Annotated in this window: 18 protein-coding genes; 12 read left to right on the forward strand and 6 right to left on the reverse strand. The window is 66.7% G+C overall.

Annotated elements, in window-relative coordinates:
• The first annotated feature begins 263 nt into the window (after positions 1-263).
• Positions 264-1,484 carry a Gfo/Idh/MocA family protein gene (locus COC42_RS08480; RefSeq protein ID WP_096342699.1) on the forward strand — a complete coding sequence of 407 codons (1,221 nt, stop codon included), beginning with the start codon at positions 264-266 and terminating at the stop codon, positions 1,482-1,484.
• Between the two features lie 116 nt (positions 1,485-1,600).
• Here COC42_RS08480 and COC42_RS08485 read toward each other — a convergent pair whose 3' ends face one another.
• The 4 genes from COC42_RS08485 to COC42_RS08500 form a co-directional block, all read right to left on the reverse strand.
• Positions 1,601-2,947: an MFS transporter gene (locus tag COC42_RS08485; RefSeq protein ID WP_096342700.1), complete on the reverse strand. Its 1,347-nt coding sequence runs from the start codon at positions 2,945-2,947 to the stop codon at positions 1,601-1,603.
• A gap of 32 nt (positions 2,948-2,979) precedes the next feature.
• Entirely contained in the window at positions 2,980-3,444 is a 465-nt protein-coding gene (locus COC42_RS08490; protein ID WP_245843939.1) for a DUF2147 domain-containing protein, read from the reverse strand.
• A 42-nt stretch (positions 3,445-3,486) separates the two neighbouring features.
• Positions 3,487-4,437, reverse strand: a complete 951-nt coding sequence (locus tag COC42_RS08495; RefSeq protein WP_096342701.1) for an SDR family oxidoreductase — start codon at positions 4,435-4,437, stop codon at positions 3,487-3,489.
• A gap of 119 nt (positions 4,438-4,556) precedes the next feature.
• On the reverse strand, positions 4,557-5,534 hold the full coding sequence (locus COC42_RS08500; protein ID WP_245843941.1) for an AraC family transcriptional regulator: 978 nt from the start codon (positions 5,532-5,534) through the stop codon (positions 4,557-4,559).
• A 51-nt stretch (positions 5,535-5,585) separates the two neighbouring features.
• Here COC42_RS08500 and COC42_RS17425 point away from each other — a divergent pair, with 51 nt between their 5' ends.
• From COC42_RS17425 to COC42_RS08535, 8 genes are all read left to right on the forward strand, one after another.
• Positions 5,586-5,861, forward strand: a complete 276-nt coding sequence (locus COC42_RS17425) for a hypothetical protein (protein ID WP_141395815.1) — start codon at positions 5,586-5,588, stop codon at positions 5,859-5,861.
• Between the two features lie 80 nt (positions 5,862-5,941).
• A complete protein-coding gene (locus tag COC42_RS08505; protein WP_096342702.1) occupies positions 5,942-6,376 on the forward strand; it encodes a hypothetical protein in 435 nt (144 codons plus the stop codon).
• Positions 6,348-7,019, forward strand: coding sequence for a class I SAM-dependent methyltransferase (locus COC42_RS08510; protein WP_217991268.1), 672 nt, complete (start codon positions 6,348-6,350; stop codon positions 7,017-7,019). The genes COC42_RS08505 and COC42_RS08510 overlap by 29 nt, the downstream gene beginning before the upstream one ends.
• Entirely contained in the window at positions 7,016-7,288 is a 273-nt protein-coding gene (locus COC42_RS08515) for a hypothetical protein (RefSeq protein WP_096342703.1), read from the forward strand. The genes COC42_RS08510 and COC42_RS08515 overlap by 4 nt, the downstream gene beginning before the upstream one ends.
• 107 nt (positions 7,289-7,395) lie before the next feature.
• A complete protein-coding gene (locus COC42_RS08520) occupies positions 7,396-7,863 on the forward strand; it encodes a (2Fe-2S)-binding protein (RefSeq protein WP_096342704.1) in 468 nt (155 codons plus the stop codon).
• On the forward strand, positions 7,860-8,528 hold the full coding sequence (locus tag COC42_RS08525; protein WP_096342705.1) for an Isoquinoline 1-oxidoreductase subunit: 669 nt from the start codon (positions 7,860-7,862) through the stop codon (positions 8,526-8,528). Before COC42_RS08520 ends, COC42_RS08525 begins: the two co-directional genes overlap by 4 nt.
• A gap of 25 nt (positions 8,529-8,553) precedes the next feature.
• The gene (locus COC42_RS08530) at positions 8,554-10,746 is read left to right on the forward strand and encodes a xanthine dehydrogenase family protein molybdopterin-binding subunit (protein WP_096343192.1); all 2,193 of its coding nucleotides are present in this window, start codon (positions 8,554-8,556) and stop codon (positions 10,744-10,746) included.
• 55 nt (positions 10,747-10,801) lie between these two features.
• A complete protein-coding gene (locus tag COC42_RS08535) occupies positions 10,802-12,466 on the forward strand; it encodes a methyltransferase regulatory domain-containing protein (RefSeq protein ID WP_096342706.1) in 1,665 nt (554 codons plus the stop codon).
• Between the two features lie 267 nt (positions 12,467-12,733).
• Here the strand turns inward: COC42_RS08535 and COC42_RS08540 are convergent, their stop codons facing one another.
• Positions 12,734-13,618: a LysR substrate-binding domain-containing protein gene (locus COC42_RS08540; RefSeq protein ID WP_096342707.1), complete on the reverse strand. Its 885-nt coding sequence runs from the start codon at positions 13,616-13,618 to the stop codon at positions 12,734-12,736.
• 95 nt (positions 13,619-13,713) lie between these two features.
• Here COC42_RS08540 and COC42_RS08545 point away from each other — a divergent pair, with 95 nt between their 5' ends.
• Complete coding sequence (locus COC42_RS08545) at positions 13,714-14,808, forward strand: aldo/keto reductase (protein WP_096342708.1); 1,095 nt, start codon at positions 13,714-13,716, stop codon at positions 14,806-14,808.
• 428 nt (positions 14,809-15,236) lie between these two features.
• Here the strand turns inward: COC42_RS08545 and COC42_RS08550 are convergent, their stop codons facing one another.
• The gene (locus COC42_RS08550; RefSeq protein ID WP_096343193.1) at positions 15,237-16,196 is read right to left on the reverse strand and encodes an NAD-dependent epimerase/dehydratase family protein; all 960 of its coding nucleotides are present in this window, start codon (positions 16,194-16,196) and stop codon (positions 15,237-15,239) included.
• 88 nt (positions 16,197-16,284) lie between these two features.
• Between COC42_RS08550 and COC42_RS08555 the strand changes: the two genes are divergently transcribed.
• Together COC42_RS08555 and COC42_RS08560 are read left to right on the forward strand one after the other, a co-directional pair.
• Positions 16,285-17,190 carry a LysR family transcriptional regulator gene (locus COC42_RS08555; protein WP_096342709.1) on the forward strand — a complete coding sequence of 302 codons (906 nt, stop codon included), beginning with the start codon at positions 16,285-16,287 and terminating at the stop codon, positions 17,188-17,190.
• Between the two features lie 183 nt (positions 17,191-17,373).
• Entirely contained in the window at positions 17,374-18,681 is a 1,308-nt protein-coding gene (locus COC42_RS08560) for a cation:proton antiporter (protein WP_096342710.1), read from the forward strand.
• Positions 18,682-18,741 lie beyond the last annotated feature (60 nt).

Raw genomic sequence — 18,741 nt, forward strand, 5'->3', positions numbered from 1 at the left:
CATCGCTGGTGGTCAACAGCCACGCGGCAACGCCTCGCATCGAAGGGACGGCGTCCACCGACGCCGCCATATCAATCATCGCCCGCAGCGCGGCCGATCGATCGGTGCCGAGAGAAGGACCGCGACCCTGCCGGAAATGCGAGAGCAGCCGGCCTTCGATCTGGCGTAACGCCCCTCTCCCCACCGAGCTTAGACCGACTGTAAACAACTGAAATTTGCGCTATGGTTCGCCCGGGGCCGAAGATCGAAACCGGAGAGCACTGATGATCGATCACATGATGCCCCGCCGAGGGTTTATCGAGGTCGGTGGACTGGCGGCTGCATCGCTCGCAGCGCCGGCGACACTGGCGGCGTCCTTTGCACAGGCAGGCGACGCCCGGACAGAGGGCCGGCCGTTGCCGGAGGGCGTGAAGCTCCCAAGCAGTCCACCGCGGCGACGGCGTGCGGACAGCATCGGCTTCGCGATCGTCGGTCTCGGCGGCTACGCCCTCAATCAGATGATGCCACGCATCGATCAGGCGGAGCGCGCCCATGTCGCCGCGCTGGTCTCGGGCAATCCCGACAAGCTGCGTCAGGTCGGCGACGCCTATGGCGTCCCGGAAGACGCTCGCTATTCTTACGAGGATTTTGCGCGGATTGCCGCGGACGACCGCGTCGATGCGGTCTATATCGTTTTGCCGACCGGCCTGCACGCCGAATGGACGATCCGCGCGTTCGCAGCTGGCAAGCATGTCCTCTGCGAAAAACCGATGGCGATCTCTAGCGTGGAATGTGAGCGGATGATCGCCGCCGCACGCCGTGCCGATCGCAAGCTGATGATCGCCTATCGATCGCATTTCGAGCCGTACAATCTCGAAGCCATGAAACTCATGCGGCAAAAGGCGGTCGGCGATATCCGGCTCGTCAGGACCGAACAGTCCTATCGCATGGGACCGACCAGCCCGAGCCAGAATTGGCGCGTCAATCGCGCGCTGGCGGGCGGCGGCCCGCTGGAGGATTATGGTCTCTACGGCCTGCAATCGGCCCTCTATCTGACCGGCGAAATGCCCGAGAGCATCAGCGCCACCACCTTCCGGCCGACGGGCGATCCCCGCTTTGCTGAGATTTTCGCACATGTCTCCGCACAGCTGCAGTTTCCGTCGGGCGCGGTTGCGCAGCTGGTGACCTCTTATGACTCGGCCGGGGGGAATATCGCCCTCGTCCGCGGCACCGGCGGCAGCCTGATCATGGATCCGGCGACCAGCTATGCCGGCCAGAAAATGCGCATCGAGGGGCCGAACGGTGCCGAGTTCAACCCCGGCGACCCGACCGTGCAGTTCGCGCGCCAGCTCGATCACCTTGCAAGCGCAATCCGCGAGGGCACCCCGATAAGGACACCCGGCGAAATGGGCCTGCGCGACCTGCGACTGATCGAAGCGATTTATGCGTCGGCAAAGGCGGGGCGAACCGAGAAGGTCGCGCCAGACGGACGTTTGCGGCGCTGATAGGCCACCTAATGGCTTTGTCAGTCGAGATGCTGGCGCCGCAAGGTCGCTGGCATCATCCGAAAGACTGCGCAGCAGCGCTCTGATGGGCGGGATCGGTGCTTTCCGGGTCGCCGCTATCCAGCACGGAGCGTAGAGGCTGTGACGAGGTCCGGAGGCCCATCGTCAAGGATCGATCGCGGCGGCGCGGTGGCCATGCGCCGATTTGCGATCCGGCACGCGATCACCGTCGCAGCACAGGCGGCGGGCACGACAAGCAAGCCAAAGGCCAGGCCGTTCCGTGCCCCCGCCGCCGCCGCCGCCGCGCCGTCGCTTAAGACGCCGACGATCAACGGCCCGAGCGCCGGTCCGACCAGCCCCGAGGCAATCATGGCCAGGCTCGACGCCATTCCCTCGCGCCCGACGCCGGCGACGCGATGCGCGGCACCGAAGGCAAAGGGGAGCATGAATGCGAAGGCGAACATCGCCGGCATCATCAATGCCACGCACAGCCGGGCGTCAGCGACAAACAGCGCCGCCGCCGTGCACAGGCCGGCGACGGCGAAGGCGATCATCGGCGCGCGCAGCAGCGCGGCGCGGCCCGCGCGCACGGAAGCATCGAACCGGCGCCCGCCGGCCAGCGTGCCGATCGCGCCGAGCAGCCCCTGTGACAGCCCAAAGGCGACCCCGGCCTGCGTGGTGCTGAACCCATGCGCGCGGATCAGGAAGGTCGCAGCGAACGCATAGAAGGGGGTCGCCGCGAAGCCGATGCAGACCGCGACGACCAGCAGCGCACGAAAGGCCGGGATGGCAAGCAGTGCGCGGCTCTCCTGCCAGAACGAGGCATCGCTTGCCGCGCGGCGGATCGGCGGCGTCGGCCCTGCCGCGATCGCCGCCAGGATGCCGACGACCGCGCCGAACAGACCCGCTGCGACAAGCGCCGCCCGCCAGCCATATTGCTCGCCGATCGCCCCACCCAGGCCGAAGCCCACCATCGTGCCGATCGGAATGCCGGTCGAGAAGATGCCGAGCGCGATTCCCCGGCGCGTGGGGCCAATCCGGCGCGCGATGATCGAATGGCTCGACGGCACCGCCCCCGCCTCGCCAAGCGCGACGCCGAAGCGGGACGCGGCGAGACTGGCGAATCCCGTCGCCAACCCGCCCAACGCGGTCATGACGCTCCACGTCAGCGTGCACGCCAAGAGGACAAGGCGCGGCGACCCGTGGTCGCACAGTCGCGCCATCGGCAAGGACAACAGCGCATAGCAAGCGGCGAACGCAAGCCCCGTCACCAGCCCGATCTGCGTGTCGCTCAGGGCCAGTTCGGCCTTGATCGCCTCGGCCAGGATGAAGGGCAGAATGCGATCGACCTGCGCGAACACGCTGACCAGGAACAGCGACCCCAGCAGCAGCGCCGCCCGCCGCCCCCGAAGGAACGGCGCGGCGGTCGATGGAGTCACAGTGGACGGATCGTCACTCGGCATTCGCACATCCCCCAACGACCGGTCCGCTCCGCTCAGCCCGGCACCCGCCGGAAGACGAGCGTCCGCCCCAGCATCGGCGACCCCATATAGCCGCGCATCTCCAGCTTGCCCTGAACCAGCCGCATATGCGCCGAAAGCGACCGACCCGACGTCCCGTCATACAGGCTGCCGCCCTCCCATCGCGCATCCTTCGCATCCCATTTCAGGTTCTGAAGGATCGTGATCCGCTCCAGCGAGCGGCCGCGCAGTGTGGGATCGGGGTTGTGCACGTCGCGCTTGAACGTCCGGCCGTCTGCCTCGACCGCGCGCCGGCCCCAGAGCAGGCGACCGGAATAGCTGCCACCGGCCTCGAACATCTCGATCTTCATCCGCCCATCCTCCGCCTCCCACACCCCGGCAATCGAGGGGGGCGCCCCCGCCTGAGCGGCAGCGGGCAGGATAGCCGCCGGCGCAGGCGCGGCAGAGAGCATTATCAGGGCCGTGGTCATCAGGGGCATGGTTCGTCCTTCCTCGAAAGATAAGGTGGCGTGCGCCGCCGGTCAGGCCGCGGCACTGGTTTCGGGCTGCGCCGCGGCGGCGCCGAACCGAACCCCGCACAGCCGCTCGGACGCCTCCCAAAGCCGCGCAGCGATCTCTTCGTCGAGCGCTCGGGGCGGCACCGCCGACAGCGTGGGATAGCCGCGCAGGCCGCCCATCCCGTCCGGTCCGTAATAGGCGCCGCCCCGTGCGCCAGGCGCGGTCGCGGCAAAAAGGGTCGGCAAAGCACCCTGCGCGGCCGGCTGGAACAGAAATGGCAGCACCGAACGCACCATGCCGGGCAGGCTGCGCCGGCCGGCGCCGTTGTGGATCAGGTCGGTCCGCGACACGCCGGGATGCGCGGCGATGCTGGTGACGCCCCACGCCATCGCGTCACTGCGGCGCTGAAACTCGAGGGCGAACATCAGGCAGGCGAGCTTCGATTGGGCATAGGCCGGCATCGGTTGATACCCGCGCTCGAACTGGAGATCGTCGAGCCGGATCGCGCCGCGCGGCGCCGCCACGCTCGACAGCGACACCACGCGCGCTCCGGGGGTGGCGCGCAACAGCGGCAGCAAATGCCCCGTCAGCGCGAAATGGCCAAGATAGTTCGTCGCGAACTGAAGCTCGAAACCGTCCGCCGTCACCTGCCGCGCCGGCGGGACCATCACCGCGGCATTGTTGATGAGGATGTCGATCCTGCCGAGCCGCTGAGCCAGCCGCTCCGCCCCGGCAGCGACCGAGCCGAGATCGGCAAGGTCGAGCAGTTCGAAACCTACCTTTGCGCCGCCGGCCGCGCGCAGGATGCGATCGACGGCCTGTGCGCCCTTGGCCGGGTTGCGACCGGCGACGATCGTGGTGGCCCCTGCGCGGGCGAGCGCCAGCGCATCCTCCAAGCCGATCCCGCCGGTGCCCGTGACCACGGCGACGCGGCCGGCAAGATCGGGCATGTCGGCCGTTGTCCAGCGTGCCATGATAGCGTCTCCTTCGTCGAAAAAGCCTGTTCGGCCTGTTCGACAAAGCTACGCGACGGGCGTCGGAGCACCATGCCGGAACCGGGAACTTCCTTGCCCGATCCTATCAAAGCGGAGCCTCAGCGCGGCACGGCCTGCGCCAGCAACGCCTTGAAGTTCATGACGTCGCGCTTTGGCGCTACGCCGAACGATCGCGTATATTCGCGGCTGAACTGGGACGCGCTTTCATAACCCACCTGATAGGCCGCCTCTGACACGTTGGCCGCATCGGACAGCATCAGCCGCCGCGCTTCCAGCAGCCGCAGCTGTTTCTGATACTGGACCGGCGTCATCGACGTCATCGTCTTGAAATGTGCATGGAACGACGACGGGCTCATCCGCGCGATCTCGGCCAGCTGCTCGACGCGCAGCGGCTGGCTGTAATTATCGCGGACATAGGTGATCGCGCGGGCAACCCGTTCGGCGTGGGTGTCCGGCACCGCCAGCTTGGCCAGTTCACCGCCATATGGACCCGTGAGGAGCCAATAGTAGAGCTCGCGCATGATCGTCGGGTACAGCACCGGGACTGCAGCGACGTTGCTCATCAGGCGGACGAGGCGGACCAGGCATTCGGCCAGCGGCTCGTCGACCTTGCCAACGAAAACGCAGGCGCTCGACTGCACCCCGGGCATGGGCGGGGTCGGCAGCTGCTGAAGCACCTCGCGCAGGATCGCGGTGTCGAATTCGATTGTGATGCCCAAATACGGGTCCTCGGGCGTCGCGCCGACCATGCGGCCGATCGCGGGAACTTCGACGCTGACCACCAGGCACTCCATCTCGGTGTAGTGCAACGACGTCTCGCCGAACAGAATCTCCTTTGCGCCCTTCAGCACCACGCACAGCGACGGACGGTACATGTTGGGGATGGGCATGATCGTCTGAAACGACCGGACAAGGTTCACGCCCGTCATCCCGGTCTCGAACCGCCCCTGCCCACCGCCCCGCGCCTCGATCAACTCCATGACCGCGCCCATCAGCGCCAGCGGCGTCGCCCCGCGGCCTTCCAAATGCCTTGGAGGAAAGGGCAAGATTTCCGCGGTATTCGGCATTCTGATCATCAACCGATCCTTCTAGCTTGAGCATGCCAGAACAAGCCAGGTGTTGAAGATATGACAGACAATCTGTCGCCGTCAAGCGAACAAAGAATCGGCGAAATGCAGATTCCAAGAAACACTATGGGCGGAAAAATTGCTCCGTGGCGACTGATATTCGTTTATCCGAGCTTCTTTCTATTGTCTCCATTATTTGATAACACCTCACTTTCATCGCAAGACCGATTTTTTCGGCCGCAAAGCGAGTGGGAAGCGGAAGAGATCAAGAGCGTACCTAGTATATTTTTGAGCGACCGCGCGGCGCCGCTTTCTACGAGTGACGCCGCCGAATAGGTCGGCCTGCATCGAATAGGCTCGATTTCCAACGCAAGCGGTATCGCACCGCTCCAGCGTCGCCCCCCACACAACCGGGGGTGATCGGGTGGCTGAGCGCCAACGATCTGGTCGGCGACACGGCGGACAACCCGGTGACGGACGCGGGCAACCGCTGGGCGGCCACACCCTCTCCCATCGCTTCTGAAGGAACGATCATGATCGTCCTGCCCCGCCCCCTGATCGCTGCCGCCATCGCCATCGCCATCGCCATCGGGCGGATGCCGGGCGAGCCGCCGAAAATCTTGCCCGCCATGCAGCGCGTGTCGCTCATTGCGTGGCTCGCCGGGACGCGGTCACGCCGGCCGCTCGCCGATCCGCAGCTCGAGGTGGTGCGCGCGATCAGCGCTTCGCTGGCTCGGGGTGCGTCGGCGATCCGACACGACTTGCTCACAGCCGTGCTTCTCGCAGGCTGGACCATCGAGGATCTGCGCCTCGCTTTTCCCGATGTGCCTGTATCGCGTGGAAAGGGCTGACATGGCGATCCAGTCTCTCGCGCCAGGCGTTTGCCAGTTCGGCGCCTTCGGACGGAAGCTGACGGACGGTCTGATATTCTTCGGCCGGTGGCTTCGGGACCCGGCGGGGATGGCGTCGATAGCGCCATCGGGTCAGGCGCTCGCCGAGCTCATCACGCGCGACATCGGCGAGGGCTCTGCACCGGTGCTCGAACTGGGCAGCGGGACAGGCGCCTTCGTTCCGGCGCTGCTGGCGCGCGGCTTGCGGGAGGCCGACCTGGTGCTGGTCGAGCGCGACGCCTGCCTCGCCCGGCGGCTTGCCATACGCTATCCGGGTGCCACCGTGCTGGCCTGCGACGCGGCGGCGATCCCGGCCGGCGACCTCGCCCCGCCATTTGCAGCGGCGGTCTGCGGCCTCGGGCTGCTCAACCTGCGCGCGGAGGCGCTCGAAGCGATCCTGCTCGCCGTGTTTGCCCGGATGGCGCCGGGGGCTGCAATGTATCTGTTTACCTATGGTCGGCGATGCTCGGTTCCCGACGTGATCCTCGACCGGCTCAGCCTCGTCGCGGATCGTCGTGGTCGGACGTGGCGGAATCTGCCGCCGGCGACGGTCTACCGCTTGCGGCGACGGCTCGAGCCCACCGCATCGCGGGTTGCGGCGTGAATGCCGGGCTGCCCGACCTGTGGACTGCCAACCTGCTGGCCGCTGCGGTGCCCGCGTTACTGCTGGGCAGCAGCAGCGTCGGCTTTGCCGCCTATTTGGGCGGCGCGGGGGCGGCCGGGGTCGCGATGATGCTGGTCGAGGAACCGGGCGACGCCCGCGCACTGCTTCACCGGCGCGATGTGCGCGCACATGCGGCAGCTCGCGCCGCGCTGTCTGTGGTGGTGGGGTCGGTGCCTTATCTGATCGGGCGGCTTGCCGCGCCGCTCTAGCGCCCGGGACTGCGAGCATTGGGCAAGTCTTCCGAAGGATCGGGCGTTCACCGCCCGGCCACCGACTGACACCATCGCCGTCGCCCGCAGCAACCAGGGATATTGCCATGCCCATCGACCTGAGTGTCAACGGACGGACCCGGCGGGTCGATGACGATGCGGAGACGCCGCTGCTGTGGGTCCTGCGCGACACGCTGGGGCTAAGGGGCACGCGATATGGCTGCGGAATTGCGCAGTGCGGCGCGTGCACCGTTCATGTCGATGGCCAGCCGGTGCGGTCCTGCACGCTGCCCGTCGGCGTGGTGGAGAGCGCGGCGATCACCACGATCGAGGGAGTGGCCGGGCCCGAGGTGGAAGCGGTCCGCGCCGCTTGGACCGCGCGCGATGTGCCGCAATGCGGCTTCTGCCAGTCGGGGCAGGTGATGAGCGCGGTCGCGCTGTTGCGCACGATCCCCATACCCAGCGATGCCGACATCGACCTGGCGATGAGCGGCAATTTGTGTCGTTGCGCCACGTACAACCGCATCCGCGCCGCGATTCACGATGCCGCGCGCGCAGGATCGACCCCGGCATGAGCACGCGTCGCCGGCGCCGGCCTCGGATCGGCTGCCTGTCCCTGATAGCGATCGTCGGCGCGGCGCTGCTGCTCGCACTGGCGGTCTTGCTGCGCCCGCGCAGCTTGCCCCAGCCGACCGCGCTTGCCGTCGGAGCGCCCGCTGCGGCTCCGCGCACAGCGTTGCGCTCCCCCGCCTCGTTCATGGCGATCGCCGATCCGCGCGCCCGCTCAATCGCTTTGTTTCGCGAGGCGGGGCGCGTCATCCAGCACCCGCGCTGCCTGAACTGTCACCCGCGCACCGATCGGCCGACCCAGACCGATGCGATGCGCCCGCACATGCCATGGGTCTCGCGCGGCGCGGGAGAGGCGGTGCTGCCCTGCGCCACGTGTCACCACGATCGCAACGTCGAGGCGGCCGGCGTGCCCGGCAACCCAGGGTGGCAACTCGCCCCGTCCGAAATGGCCTGGCAGGGCCAGTCGCTGGGTGACATTTGCCGCCAGCTTATCGACCCGGCCCGCTCGCACATGACGCGCGCCGAACTGCTCGATCACATGGCCACGGACGACCTGGTCGGCTGGGCCTGGCATCCCGGCGGCGAGCGGACGCCCGCGCCCGGTACCCAAGCACAGTTCGGCGCGCTCATCGACGCCTGGTTGTCGACCGGCGCGCAATGCCCCGCCTGATCCACCCCGACGAATGGAGATGCGCATGATCGAAGCTCCCCGCACCGCGCGCCTTGCGCTGACGCGCCGGCGCATGATCCTGGGCGGCGCGTTGGCCGGCGGCGCGCTGCTCGTCGGCTACGGCGTCACCCACCCGATGGCGGTCGGCGGCGCGCTGCTGAGCGGGGGCGGCACCGATCCCGAACCCAGCGCCTTTGGCTCGTTCATCCGCATCGCCCCCGACGGCTGGGTGACGGTGGTCAACCGTCAGCAGGAACTGGGCCAGGGCATCCATGCGGGGTTGGCCGCGCTGATCGCAGAGGAACTCGATGCCAACTGGGATCGGGTGCGCGTGGTCGATGCGCACAGCAATTTTCGCGCTTACGGGCCGCAGATCACCGCCGGCTCGCGCTCGATAGCGTCGAACTGGGAACCGATGCGGATCGCAGGTGCTGCCGCACGGGCGATGTTCGTGGAGGCGGCGGCGCTGCGCTGGCAGGTCCCGCGCGCGCAGATCACCGTACGCGACGGCGTCGTCGCCCACCCCGCCTCGCGCCGCAGCGCGCCGTTCGCCGAGCTGCTGGCAGACGCCGCCCGGCGCACGCCGCCGCAATCGCCCGCGCTCAAGCAGGCGAACGACTATCGCCTGATCGGCACCGATCGCGTCCGGCGCAAGGATGTGGCGCCCAAGATCACCGGCGCCCCCATCTATACGCAGGATGTGGCCAAGCCGGGCATGCTGGTCGCGATGGTCGCGCACAGCCCCCGCTTCGGCGGGCGGCTGGCCCGGTTCGACTCCACCGATGCGCTCAAGGTGAAGGGCGTGGTCGACGCTTTCGCGATCGACACCGGCGTGGCCGTGGTGGCGGAGACGAGCTGGGCCGCGCGGCGGGGCCGCGACGCGCTGCGCATCGAGTGGGACGATCGCGCGGCCGAGATGCGCTCGACCGCGCAGATCGTGCGCGACTATCACGACATCGCCGCCGGTCGCACCGACCTGTCCCCCAGCGACTTCGCGACGAAGGGCCAGGATGCCGACGCGCCGCTGACCGGCGACGTCGCCGAATTCACCTTCGACTTTCCGTATCTGGTCCATGCGCCGATGGAGCCGCTCGATTGCGTGGCGTCGGTCGATGGCTGGAACGTCGCGATCACGTCGGGCGCCCATCTGCCGACCGTAGACCAGGTCCAGGCCGCGCGCGTCGCGCTGACGATCCCCGGCAAGGTGGATGTCGAGGTGGTGCCCGCCGGCGGATCGTTCGGGCGCCGCGGCCTCGCGGCATCGGACTATGTGATCGAGGCGGTGCGCATCGCCCGGCACACCGCCAGACGCCCGGTCAAGCTGATGTGGACACGCGAGGACGAGATGACCGGCGGCTATTATCGGCCGATGTCGCATCACCGGATCGCGGTGCAGGTCGGCGCCGACGGCCTGCCGGCACGCTGGCGCCTGCGCAGCGTGTGCCAGCCGCTCCTTCCGTTCGGGTCCAACGAACAGGCGGTCGAGGGGATGGGCAACTCGCCCTATCTGGCCAGCGCGACGAGCGTCGACGGCAAGCTCTACAGCCCGCGCTTTCCCGTACCGGTGTCGTTCTGGCGATCGGTCGGCCACTCGTACACCGCGATGATGATGGAGCATCTGATCGATCAGCTCGCACGCCGCGCCGGGCAGGATCCGGCAGCCTATCGCCGGACGCTCTATCGCAAAGCGCGCGCGGCGCGGCACCTGAAGGTGCTGGACGAGTTGTGCCGCCGGGCCGACTGGGGATGTGCGGTCGATGTCGGTTTTGCGCGCGGTCTTGCCGTGCACGAGGCGATGGGCAGCGTCGTCGGCCAGATGGCAGAGGTGCGACTGGACGGAAACCGCCCGATCGTGCGCCGCGTGGTCGCCATCGTCGATTGTGGCATCGCCGTCTCGCCCGACCAGATAGCGGCGCAAATCGAGGGCGGGATCGGCTTCGGCCTGTCCGCCGCGCTCTACGGCGCGACGACGCTGGACAAAGGGATCGTGCAGCAGACCAATTTCGATACCCAGCCGATGCTGCGGCTGAACGAGATGCCCGCGGTCGAGACTTATATTCTGCCATCGACCGCCCCGCCGACGGGCGTAGGCGAACCCGGCGTGCCGCCGATCGCGCCCGCGGTCGCCAACGCACTGCTGGCGTTGACCGGCCGGCCGACGAACAGCCTGCCCTTCCTGAAGGGGCCGGGCGCCAGCAACCTCGGCCCGATGGCCTGAGAACGGCGCCCGCTCGACGATCCCAGCGCGATCACCATCAGGACTGGAGCGTATTTTGATTAGCGGACCCACGCACGCCGGGTGGTCGGACGGCTATGTCACCGATCTGGACTATACCTATGGCTATTATCGCGAGCTCAATCCGGCGATGCTTCGGCTCGCCTGTCTGGCGGCGAACGTCCAGCCCCCGGCTATCGACGACTGCACCTATCTGGAGCTGGGTTTCGGTCAGGGGGTGTCGATCAACATGCACGCGGCCGCCGCGCCGGGCCGCTTCTGGGGGATCGATTTCAACCCCGCCCATGCGCTTCACGCGCGAACGCTTGCCGCGATCTCGGAAGCGGATGCGGCGCTATCCGACGACAGCTTCGCCAGTTTTACGGCGCGTAGCGATCTGCCCGCGTTCGACATCATCGTCCTGCACGGTGTCTGGAGCTGGATCTCGGCCGCGAACCGCGCTGCCATCCTCGACATCATCGACCGCCGGCTGAAGCCGGGCGGCATCGTTTTTGTCAGCTACAACTGCCAGCCCGGCTGGGCAGGGCCTATGCCGCTGCGCCACCTGATGGCGCGGCATGTCGAGTTTGCTGCGACCCGGTCGACCGACATGCCGACGCGGATCGACAAGGCGATCACCTTCGCACGCGAGTTGGCCGCCGCCGGAGGGCGCTATTTCGTGGAGAATCCGGGTGCCGAACCCTGGCTGGCGCAGCTGTCGGGCAGCAACCGACATTATCTGGCACATGAATATTTCAACGCTCACTGGCAGGTCGATTATTTCTCGGACGTCAGTAATGCGCTCGGTACGGCGAAGCTGACCTACGCCGCCTCGGCCCGCCTGCTCGACCATCTCCCCGATTATGCGCTCCGGCCTAGCGAGGCGCAGATGCTCGGTTCCATTGCCCATCCGGTGATGCGCGAAAGCGTGCGCGACTTTCTGGTCAACCAGAAGTTCCGCATGGATATCTTCGTCAGGGGCGCGCGCCCGCTTGGCAGTGTCGATGCGCAGCGCAGCTGGCAGGAAACCGCCTTCGCCCTCGTCCTGCCCGAAGCGACGATCGGCTATCGGCATCCCACGCCCCAGGGCGAGCTGACCCTGGATGAGCGCATCTATCGCCCCGTCGTCGCCTTCCTGGCCGAGGACAGCTATCGCGCCAAGACGGTGGCGGAGATCGGGAAAGCGCCATCGCTCTCGCGCTTCGACATCCGCGAGCTGCTGAGCGCGCTGATGATGCTGACGGGTTTGGGCATCGCCCAGCCGGCCCGCGCGGCGACGCCCTTGCTTCGCAAGCGTTGCAACGCGCTCAACCTTCACTTGTGCCAGCAAGCATTGGCCTCGGCCGACATTCAGGTGCTGGCTTCACCGGTGCTGGGCGGTGGCAAGGCGGCGCCGCAGGAGCACCAGCTGGTGATACTGGCGATCCTGGCGGGCATGGAGACCCCCGACGAACAGGCTCTGTATCTAACCGACGCCTTCGAAGCGCATAATGTGACGCTTCAGCGCGAGGGGCGTGCCGTCCCGCCCGGACCCGCTGCGATCGGCGCCTTTCGCTCGATCGCCGCCAGATTCGAAGCCGATGGCCATGCGGCGCTGCTGGCCGGCCTTGGCGTGTTGCCGGCTGCAGGCGAACGAGCCGCCGGCAGCGACCGAAACGCTGCGATCAGGCTTGAGGCTCACCGGCGCCGTCAGACGAACGAGGCAGCAGCTGACCGTGGCTGATGCCCCGCAACTCCCGAGCCCGGCCGACTCGGGCCAAAACTCGTTGTGCAGAGCCAGATGATGCCGGTTGCGGCGAGCGTGACGGCTGGGAAGGAAGGCGATCGGATTGCGACCGCATCGGTTAGCGACGCAGCGCCAATCCTTGAGGAAGACAATCTCGATGCGGATGCGCGGACGGCAGCGATGCTCGTCGCATCTGATCAACTCGTGGCGGGATCGCCGCAGCGCTTGGTGCCTGTAAAGATAGCGCGAACAGCGAAGATCGTGTCATCGGCGAAATGCATCGATCAACGCCCGCAATGCTGGGGTGACGCGGCGGTCGGGGTAATAGAGGCGGCACCCGGGATAGACCGGGCAATAGTCAGCAAGGACCTGAACAAGCCGCCCGTCCGAGATTTCGTCGGCAACGTCATGCTCCATCATATAGCCGAGGCCGGCCCCCGCGCGCACTGCAGCTGCCGCCAGCACTTCGTCGTTGACGATGAGCTGTCCCGGCACCTTGAGCCGGATTTCCCGTCCGCCTTCCTCAAACTCCCAAGGCAACAGTCCACCACCGCCAAGCAGGCGGTAGTTGACGCAGACATGGGCGTCGAGCGCCGCGGGCGTCTCCGGCACCGCGTGGCGCGCGAAATAGCCGGGCGTGCCGACTACGACGGTGCGCAGATCCGGACCGACCGGCACGGTCACCATGTCGCGCTCGACCGCCTCGCCCAATCGAATGCCTGCATCGAACCCGCCCGCCACCAGGTCGATCAGCCGGTCTTCGACGATCACTTCGACCGACACGTCGGGATGGTCGAGAAGGAACTTCGGGAGCCGAGGTGCCAGGATGGTGCGCGCCGCATAGCCGAACGTCGCCAGCCGGACCGTGCCCGACGGCGCACCCCGCCAGTCGGCGAGCGATGCAAGCCCCCCCATCACCTGCGCCAGAGCGGGATCGAGCGATCGGAGAAGTTGCTTTCCTGCTTCGGTCGGCGCCACGGACCGGGTGGTACGCGCAAGCAACCGGACGCCCAGCCGCGCCTCCAGCGCCTTCATCCCGTGGCTGAGCGCCGAAGGCGAAAGGCCGAGCTCGGCGGCGGCGCGCGTGAAGCTGCGATGCCGGGCGACGCTGGCGAACGCTGCAAGATCATCAAGGTCGCCGCGCCGCATTGTTGCACCATGCTCACAAGCCCTTGCGGCCCGCAACGGCTAATCCGGCGATCGGCCCTGCGCTATCCCGGTCCCCGAAACAGGAGTGACGAGCCATGAATATGACCGACTATCGCACGCTGGGTCGCTCGGGCCTGACGGTGAGCCCGCTCGCGCTCGGCACGATGACGTTCGGCGCGGGGCGCTGGGGCGCAGACGAGGCGGGGTCGCGCGCCATCTTCGATGCCTATGCGGATACCGGCGGCAATTTCATCGATACCGCCGACGTCTATTCGGGTGGCGAGAGCGAGGCGATGATTGGTCGCTTCCTGCGCGAGAGCGGCGGCCGCGATCGGATGGTGATCGCCACCAAATCCGGCTTTGCCCGCGGTGCGGGCAATCCCCTGGCAGGCGGCAATTCGGCGCGCAACATCCGTGATGGACTGGAAGGATCGCTCCGGCGGCTCGGCAGCAGTCATATCGACCTGTACTGGACGCATGTCTGGGATCGCACGACCCCGCCTGAGGAAGTGCTGCGCGCGCTGACCGACGCCGTGCGACGTGGCGATATCCTCTATTATGGCTTTTCCAACGCGCCGGCCTGGTATGCCGCACAGATCGCGACCCTGGCACGCGCGCATGGTTTGCCCGAACCCATCGGCCTCCAATACAGCTACTCGCTCATCGACCGCGGGGTCGAGCTCGACGTGGTGCCCGCGGGCCGAGCGCTCGGCCTTGGACTGGTCGCATGGAGCCCGCTCGGCTTCGGGATGCTGACGGGCAAGTACGGGCGCGAAAAACTTGCCGAGGCGGGGCCAGCGGGCAGCGTCCCGAACAAGGCGGGCGAGCACATCGGCGGCAGTGACGGCCGCCTCAACGGCGACAATCCTTATGGTGGCATGCTGTTCACTGAGGCGAACTTCCGCATCGTCGATGAACTGCGCGAGGTCGCCGGCGAGGTGGGCCGGCCGATGGCACAGGTGGCACTGTCCTGGGTAACGGGCCGACCGGGCGTGTCCTCGGTTCTCATGGGCGCAAGTCGCCCGGAGCAGGTACAGGAGAACGCAGGATCACTGGACATCGTGCTGACATCGCAACAGCGCGCGCGGCTCGACGCGGCAGGAAATCCGCCCCGGCCCAATCCATATTTCATCTTCGATCTGCCGCACGAAAGCATCTTCGGTGTGCGGGCCGTGGAAGCTTGGAGATGAAGCCTTTCCAGTAAGATCGCGATGGGCGGCGGTGCAGACGAGCCAATCCGGTCGGATCGAACGGCATGGGTGAACGAGCATCCACCCTCGAGCGCGCATGAAACACAATTCAAGACCATATACTGCGTCGGGGCGGCGTGTCGGCCAAAGCCAGGCGTTCAAGCTTCAACAACGCTGACGACTTGTGTTCGGCCGACAGGCGATGAATCAGGAGCGGGCAGCTATCGATGCTGTCAGATCGCGACGCTCAATTGAACGCCTGGCATCCGCATCCGGCTTGCGGTTCAACGCCAATAACAGGCCGAGATAAGTGACCCATATTCCTCGAGGAGTGGCGGAGCTGTCAGTTTAAAGCGGACGCGACTCGCCGTGATGCAGCTCTGTCTTTGAGGGCCACATCCAGCTGGCGAGGATGCAAAGTTGGACCTCTACAGCCGTTCCAAACCCTGCAGCGTTGTCCGCAGCGCTTCGACGAGCGGCGTTGCCGGCACCTCGCCAAGGAAGCGGCGCAGCTTGTCGTCTTTCAGCCGGAGCGGCGTTCGCCAGAGATAGATCATCTCGCGCATCTCGCGTGCAGTTTCGTGGAACGGCGCCATCGCTTGCACAACCGGCCAGGGAAACGGATAAATCGGCGCGTTTGGCTTGCCTGCCGCCTGGCGGATCGACTCGGCAAACGCTCGATTGTCGTCCACCCATGTGCCGCCAAACTGGAAGCTGTCGAAAGCCGGCAGCGCGTCGCGACGTTCGAGTAGGCGCACCATCGTCTCGGCGAGGTCGGGCAGATAGGCCCACGCATGGCCGGTACCCGCGCGCGCGGGATTGAACACGCGCTTCACGGGCCCAAGCGTCGGCACCATGCCCTGCGCCAGCCAGCTATTCCCGCTGCGCGGACCGAAGAAGTCGCCCGCGCGGACAACCAGCGCCTTGGCATCTTTGCGGCTCGCTTCGCGCAGGCGACGCTCCATCTCCACGCGGATCGCGCCCTTTCGAGTTACCGGGTTCTGCGGGGCATCCTCGTCTACAAATTCACCCGCAGCCGGCCCGTAATTGTAGACCGTGCCTGGCAGCAGCACGCGCGCGCCGGTCGCGGTTGCCGCTGCGATCGTGCTGTCGAGCATTGGCAGTACCAGCCCTCCCCAGTTGCGATAGCCGGGTGGGTTGGCGCCGTGCACGATCACCGACATGCGTTCGGCAGCGGCGGTGACGGACGCCTTGTCCATGGCGTCGCCCTTCACCCATTCTAGCGCCGGGTTGCTCACCCGGGCCCGCGACGGGTCGCGATGGAGAGCTCTGACGGCCCAGCCACGGGCGAGCAACGCCCGCGCCAACTCCCCGCCGATGCCGCCGGTCGCGCCGATTACCAGCGCCGTGTTCGTGTCCTTGTTCATCGTCGCCTCCTCGTTGCGGAGGCAGAGATGCACCCCATCCAGACCAACTGAAATTGCGACAATACGCAGAGCAGCTATACAGAATCGTATGGACAGCGGGCCCGGATGGGAGTTGTGGCGCACCTTTGGCGCCGTCATGCGCGCGGGTAGCCTTTCGGGTGCGGCGCGCATGCTCGGTCTGACCCAGCCGACCGCCGGGCGACATATCGCGGAACTTGAGGCGGCGCTTGGCGCCGGCGCGCTATTCACGCGCTCGGCGCGCGGGCTACAGCCGACCGAGACCGCGCTGGCGCTCGCGTCGGAATCCGAGGCAATGGCTGCCGCCGCCGCAGCGCTCGTGCGAACGGCATCCGCTCCCGCCGATGCGATGACCGGCGTTGTCCGGATCAGTGTGAGCGAGGTCATCGGCGCCGAGGTGCTGCCGCCTATCCTCGCCGCCCTACGCGCGCAGCATCCCGGCCTGATAATCGAGCTGCTACTCACCAACGCCTCGTCCGACCTCCTGCGACGCGACGCCGATCTTGCGATTCGGATGACCGAGCCGAGGCAGCAGGCGCTGCTGATCAAGTCAGTGGGCCGCATCCGCCTCGGCTTCTACGCACACCGCGATTATCTCTCCCGCGCGGGATCGATCGGCAGCGCCGCTGACTTGGAGCGGCACGCGATTATCGGCTTCGACCAGGATGCGGCATCGATCCGGTCGATCGAGGCAGCTTGGCCCGACCTGCCCTGTTTTGCGCTGCGCACCGACAACCAGTTGGCCCAGCTCGCGCTCATTCGCGCTGGCTGCGGGATCGGTGTGATGCAGGATCCAATAGCTCACCGTGACCCGGCCCTGGTCTCGGTCCTGCCGGAAGACTTTCAGGCCCGTATGTCCGTCTGGATCGCCATGCATGAGGACCTGCGCTCGACAAGGCGCATGCGGCTGGTCTTCGACGCACTGGTCAGCGGGATGACGGCCCACATCAAGGCGGGGTCGGAGCGTCAGCGATAATCCAGGTCCGGACACTCACGCTGAACTTCCCTCTCTCCGCATCGGCCGCTTGCTCATCAGCTCAAGGGGTTCGCTGGCCCCAATCACAGTCGAAGTGAGCCATGTTCTTCCATTGCTGCGGACACAGGGAGGGCCAGAGTAACGGGCCTTTGAGCGATCCGGTGTTTCAATGGTTTAGGGACCATGCATGACAGTCTGGCGCCCGACCCGTATATCCTGCTTCTGACCGGAGCCGGACTCCTGATTGCGCTGGTCGCTTGGCTTCCGCTGGCGCTGAAGCGCCTGCCGCTGTCCCTGCCGATCGTCTGCATCGTTCTCGGGGCCTTGATTTTTCTTCTGCCTCAGGTGTCGCTCAGGCCTCTGCCAGTTCGCTATCCGGAGGTCACCGAGCGCTTCAGCGAATTCGTGGTGATCATCGCGCTGATGGGCGCTGGGCTGAAGATCGACCGCGTTGTCGGCTGGCGAAGCTGGAGCGTCACTTGGCGTCTCATCGCCATCACCATGCCGCTGTCAATCCTGGCGATCACTGGGCTGGCGAGCTGGGCGTTGGGCCTACCGCTTGCTGTTGCGCTGCTACTGGCTGCGAGTCTGGCGCCGACTGACCCGGTGCTTGCTTCGGATGTGCAGGTGGGGCCGCCGAAGACAGGCGAAGAGGACGAAGTCCGCTTTGGATTGACCTCCGAAGCGGGGCTGAATGACGGCGCAGCGTTCCCATTCGTGCACCTGGCGATCATGCTTGCTGCCAGTGCGGCGACCGGTGAACCCTGGCTCGCAGAATGGCTGGGCTATCGTGTGGCATGGGAGATCGGAGGCGGCATCTTCGGAGGCTGGCTGGTGGGTCGACTGTTCGGCTGGCTGACCTTCCATGTCCCAGCAGAAACCAAGCTCGCGAAGACGGGCGACGGACTGATCGCCCTGTCCGCCACGCTCGTGTCCTATGGCGTCACCGAGATCGTCCATGTCTACGGGTTCCTGGCTGTGTTCGTGACGGCACTCACCTTCCGCCACTGCCACCGCGACCACGACTTCCAACTCGAAATGCACGCCCTGACCGAGCAGGTGGAGCGGATCGTGATGATGGTGCTGCTGATCCTTTTCGGCGGGGCGCTGGTCAGCGGCTTGCTCGTGCCTGTGACCTGGATCGAAGCCCTTGTGGCGCTTGTGATCCTGTTCGTGGTTCGCCCCATTGCCGGGTGGATCGGGTTGATTGGATATCGGGCAGACCGTGGCGAGAAGCTCACGCTGTCCTTTTTCGGCATTCGCGGCGTGGGCACCATCTATTATCTCGCTTACGGCATCAATCACATGGAGTTTGCCGATGCCGAGCGCCTGTGGGGACTTGCTGGCCTAGTGGTGCTTTTTTCGATCCTGCTCCACGGTCTGACAGTCACCCCGATCATGCGTTCGCTCGATCGCCGGCAGGGACGCGACCCTGACGTCGAGGTTGCACCACCGCCAGGCTTGAAGGGGCCGGCCTCGGTCGAAGCGTAATCGTCGCTTGACGGGAGGATGCCTGCACAGAAGAATTTCGGTGTCGATCCATGAAACGAC

This window comes from Sphingomonas spermidinifaciens, from assembly GCF_002351485.1.
GTDB classification, from domain to species: Bacteria; Pseudomonadota; Alphaproteobacteria; order Sphingomonadales; family Sphingomonadaceae; genus Sphingomonas; species Sphingomonas spermidinifaciens.

What these genes read in the sequence shown, in the direction of transcription:
- COC42_RS17425 (WP_141395815.1), top strand. Translation starts at nt 5,586, where the DNA reads ATGACAGACAATCTGTCGCCGTCAAGCGAACAAAGAATCGGCGAAATG.
- COC42_RS08485 (WP_096342700.1), bottom strand. Translation starts at nt 2,947, where the DNA reads ATGCCGAGTGACGATCCGTCCACTGTGACTCCATCGACCGCCGCGCCG.
- COC42_RS08520 (WP_096342704.1), top strand. Translation starts at nt 7,396, where the DNA reads ATGCCCATCGACCTGAGTGTCAACGGACGGACCCGGCGGGTCGATGAC.
- COC42_RS08545 (WP_096342708.1), top strand. Translation starts at nt 13,714, where the DNA reads ATGAATATGACCGACTATCGCACGCTGGGTCGCTCGGGCCTGACGGTG.
- COC42_RS08495 (WP_096342701.1), bottom strand. Translation starts at nt 4,437, where the DNA reads ATGGCACGCTGGACAACGGCCGACATGCCCGATCTTGCCGGCCGCGTC.
- COC42_RS08555 (WP_096342709.1), top strand. Translation starts at nt 16,285, where the DNA reads ATGGACAGCGGGCCCGGATGGGAGTTGTGGCGCACCTTTGGCGCCGTC.
- COC42_RS08560 (WP_096342710.1), top strand. Translation starts at nt 17,374, where the DNA reads ATGCATGACAGTCTGGCGCCCGACCCGTATATCCTGCTTCTGACCGGA.
- COC42_RS08490 (WP_245843939.1), bottom strand. Translation starts at nt 3,444, where the DNA reads ATGCCCCTGATGACCACGGCCCTGATAATGCTCTCTGCCGCGCCTGCG.
- COC42_RS08510 (WP_217991268.1), top strand. Translation starts at nt 6,348, where the DNA reads ATGTGCCTGTATCGCGTGGAAAGGGCTGACATGGCGATCCAGTCTCTC.
- COC42_RS08550 (WP_096343193.1), bottom strand. Translation starts at nt 16,196, where the DNA reads ATGAACAAGGACACGAACACGGCGCTGGTAATCGGCGCGACCGGCGGC.
- COC42_RS08530 (WP_096343192.1), top strand. Translation starts at nt 8,554, where the DNA reads ATGATCGAAGCTCCCCGCACCGCGCGCCTTGCGCTGACGCGCCGGCGC.
- COC42_RS08540 (WP_096342707.1), bottom strand. Translation starts at nt 13,618, where the DNA reads ATGCGGCGCGGCGACCTTGATGATCTTGCAGCGTTCGCCAGCGTCGCC.
- COC42_RS08500 (WP_245843941.1), bottom strand. Translation starts at nt 5,534, where the DNA reads ATGATCAGAATGCCGAATACCGCGGAAATCTTGCCCTTTCCTCCAAGG.
- COC42_RS08480 (WP_096342699.1), top strand. Translation starts at nt 264, where the DNA reads ATGATCGATCACATGATGCCCCGCCGAGGGTTTATCGAGGTCGGTGGA.
- COC42_RS08525 (WP_096342705.1), top strand. Translation starts at nt 7,860, where the DNA reads ATGAGCACGCGTCGCCGGCGCCGGCCTCGGATCGGCTGCCTGTCCCTG.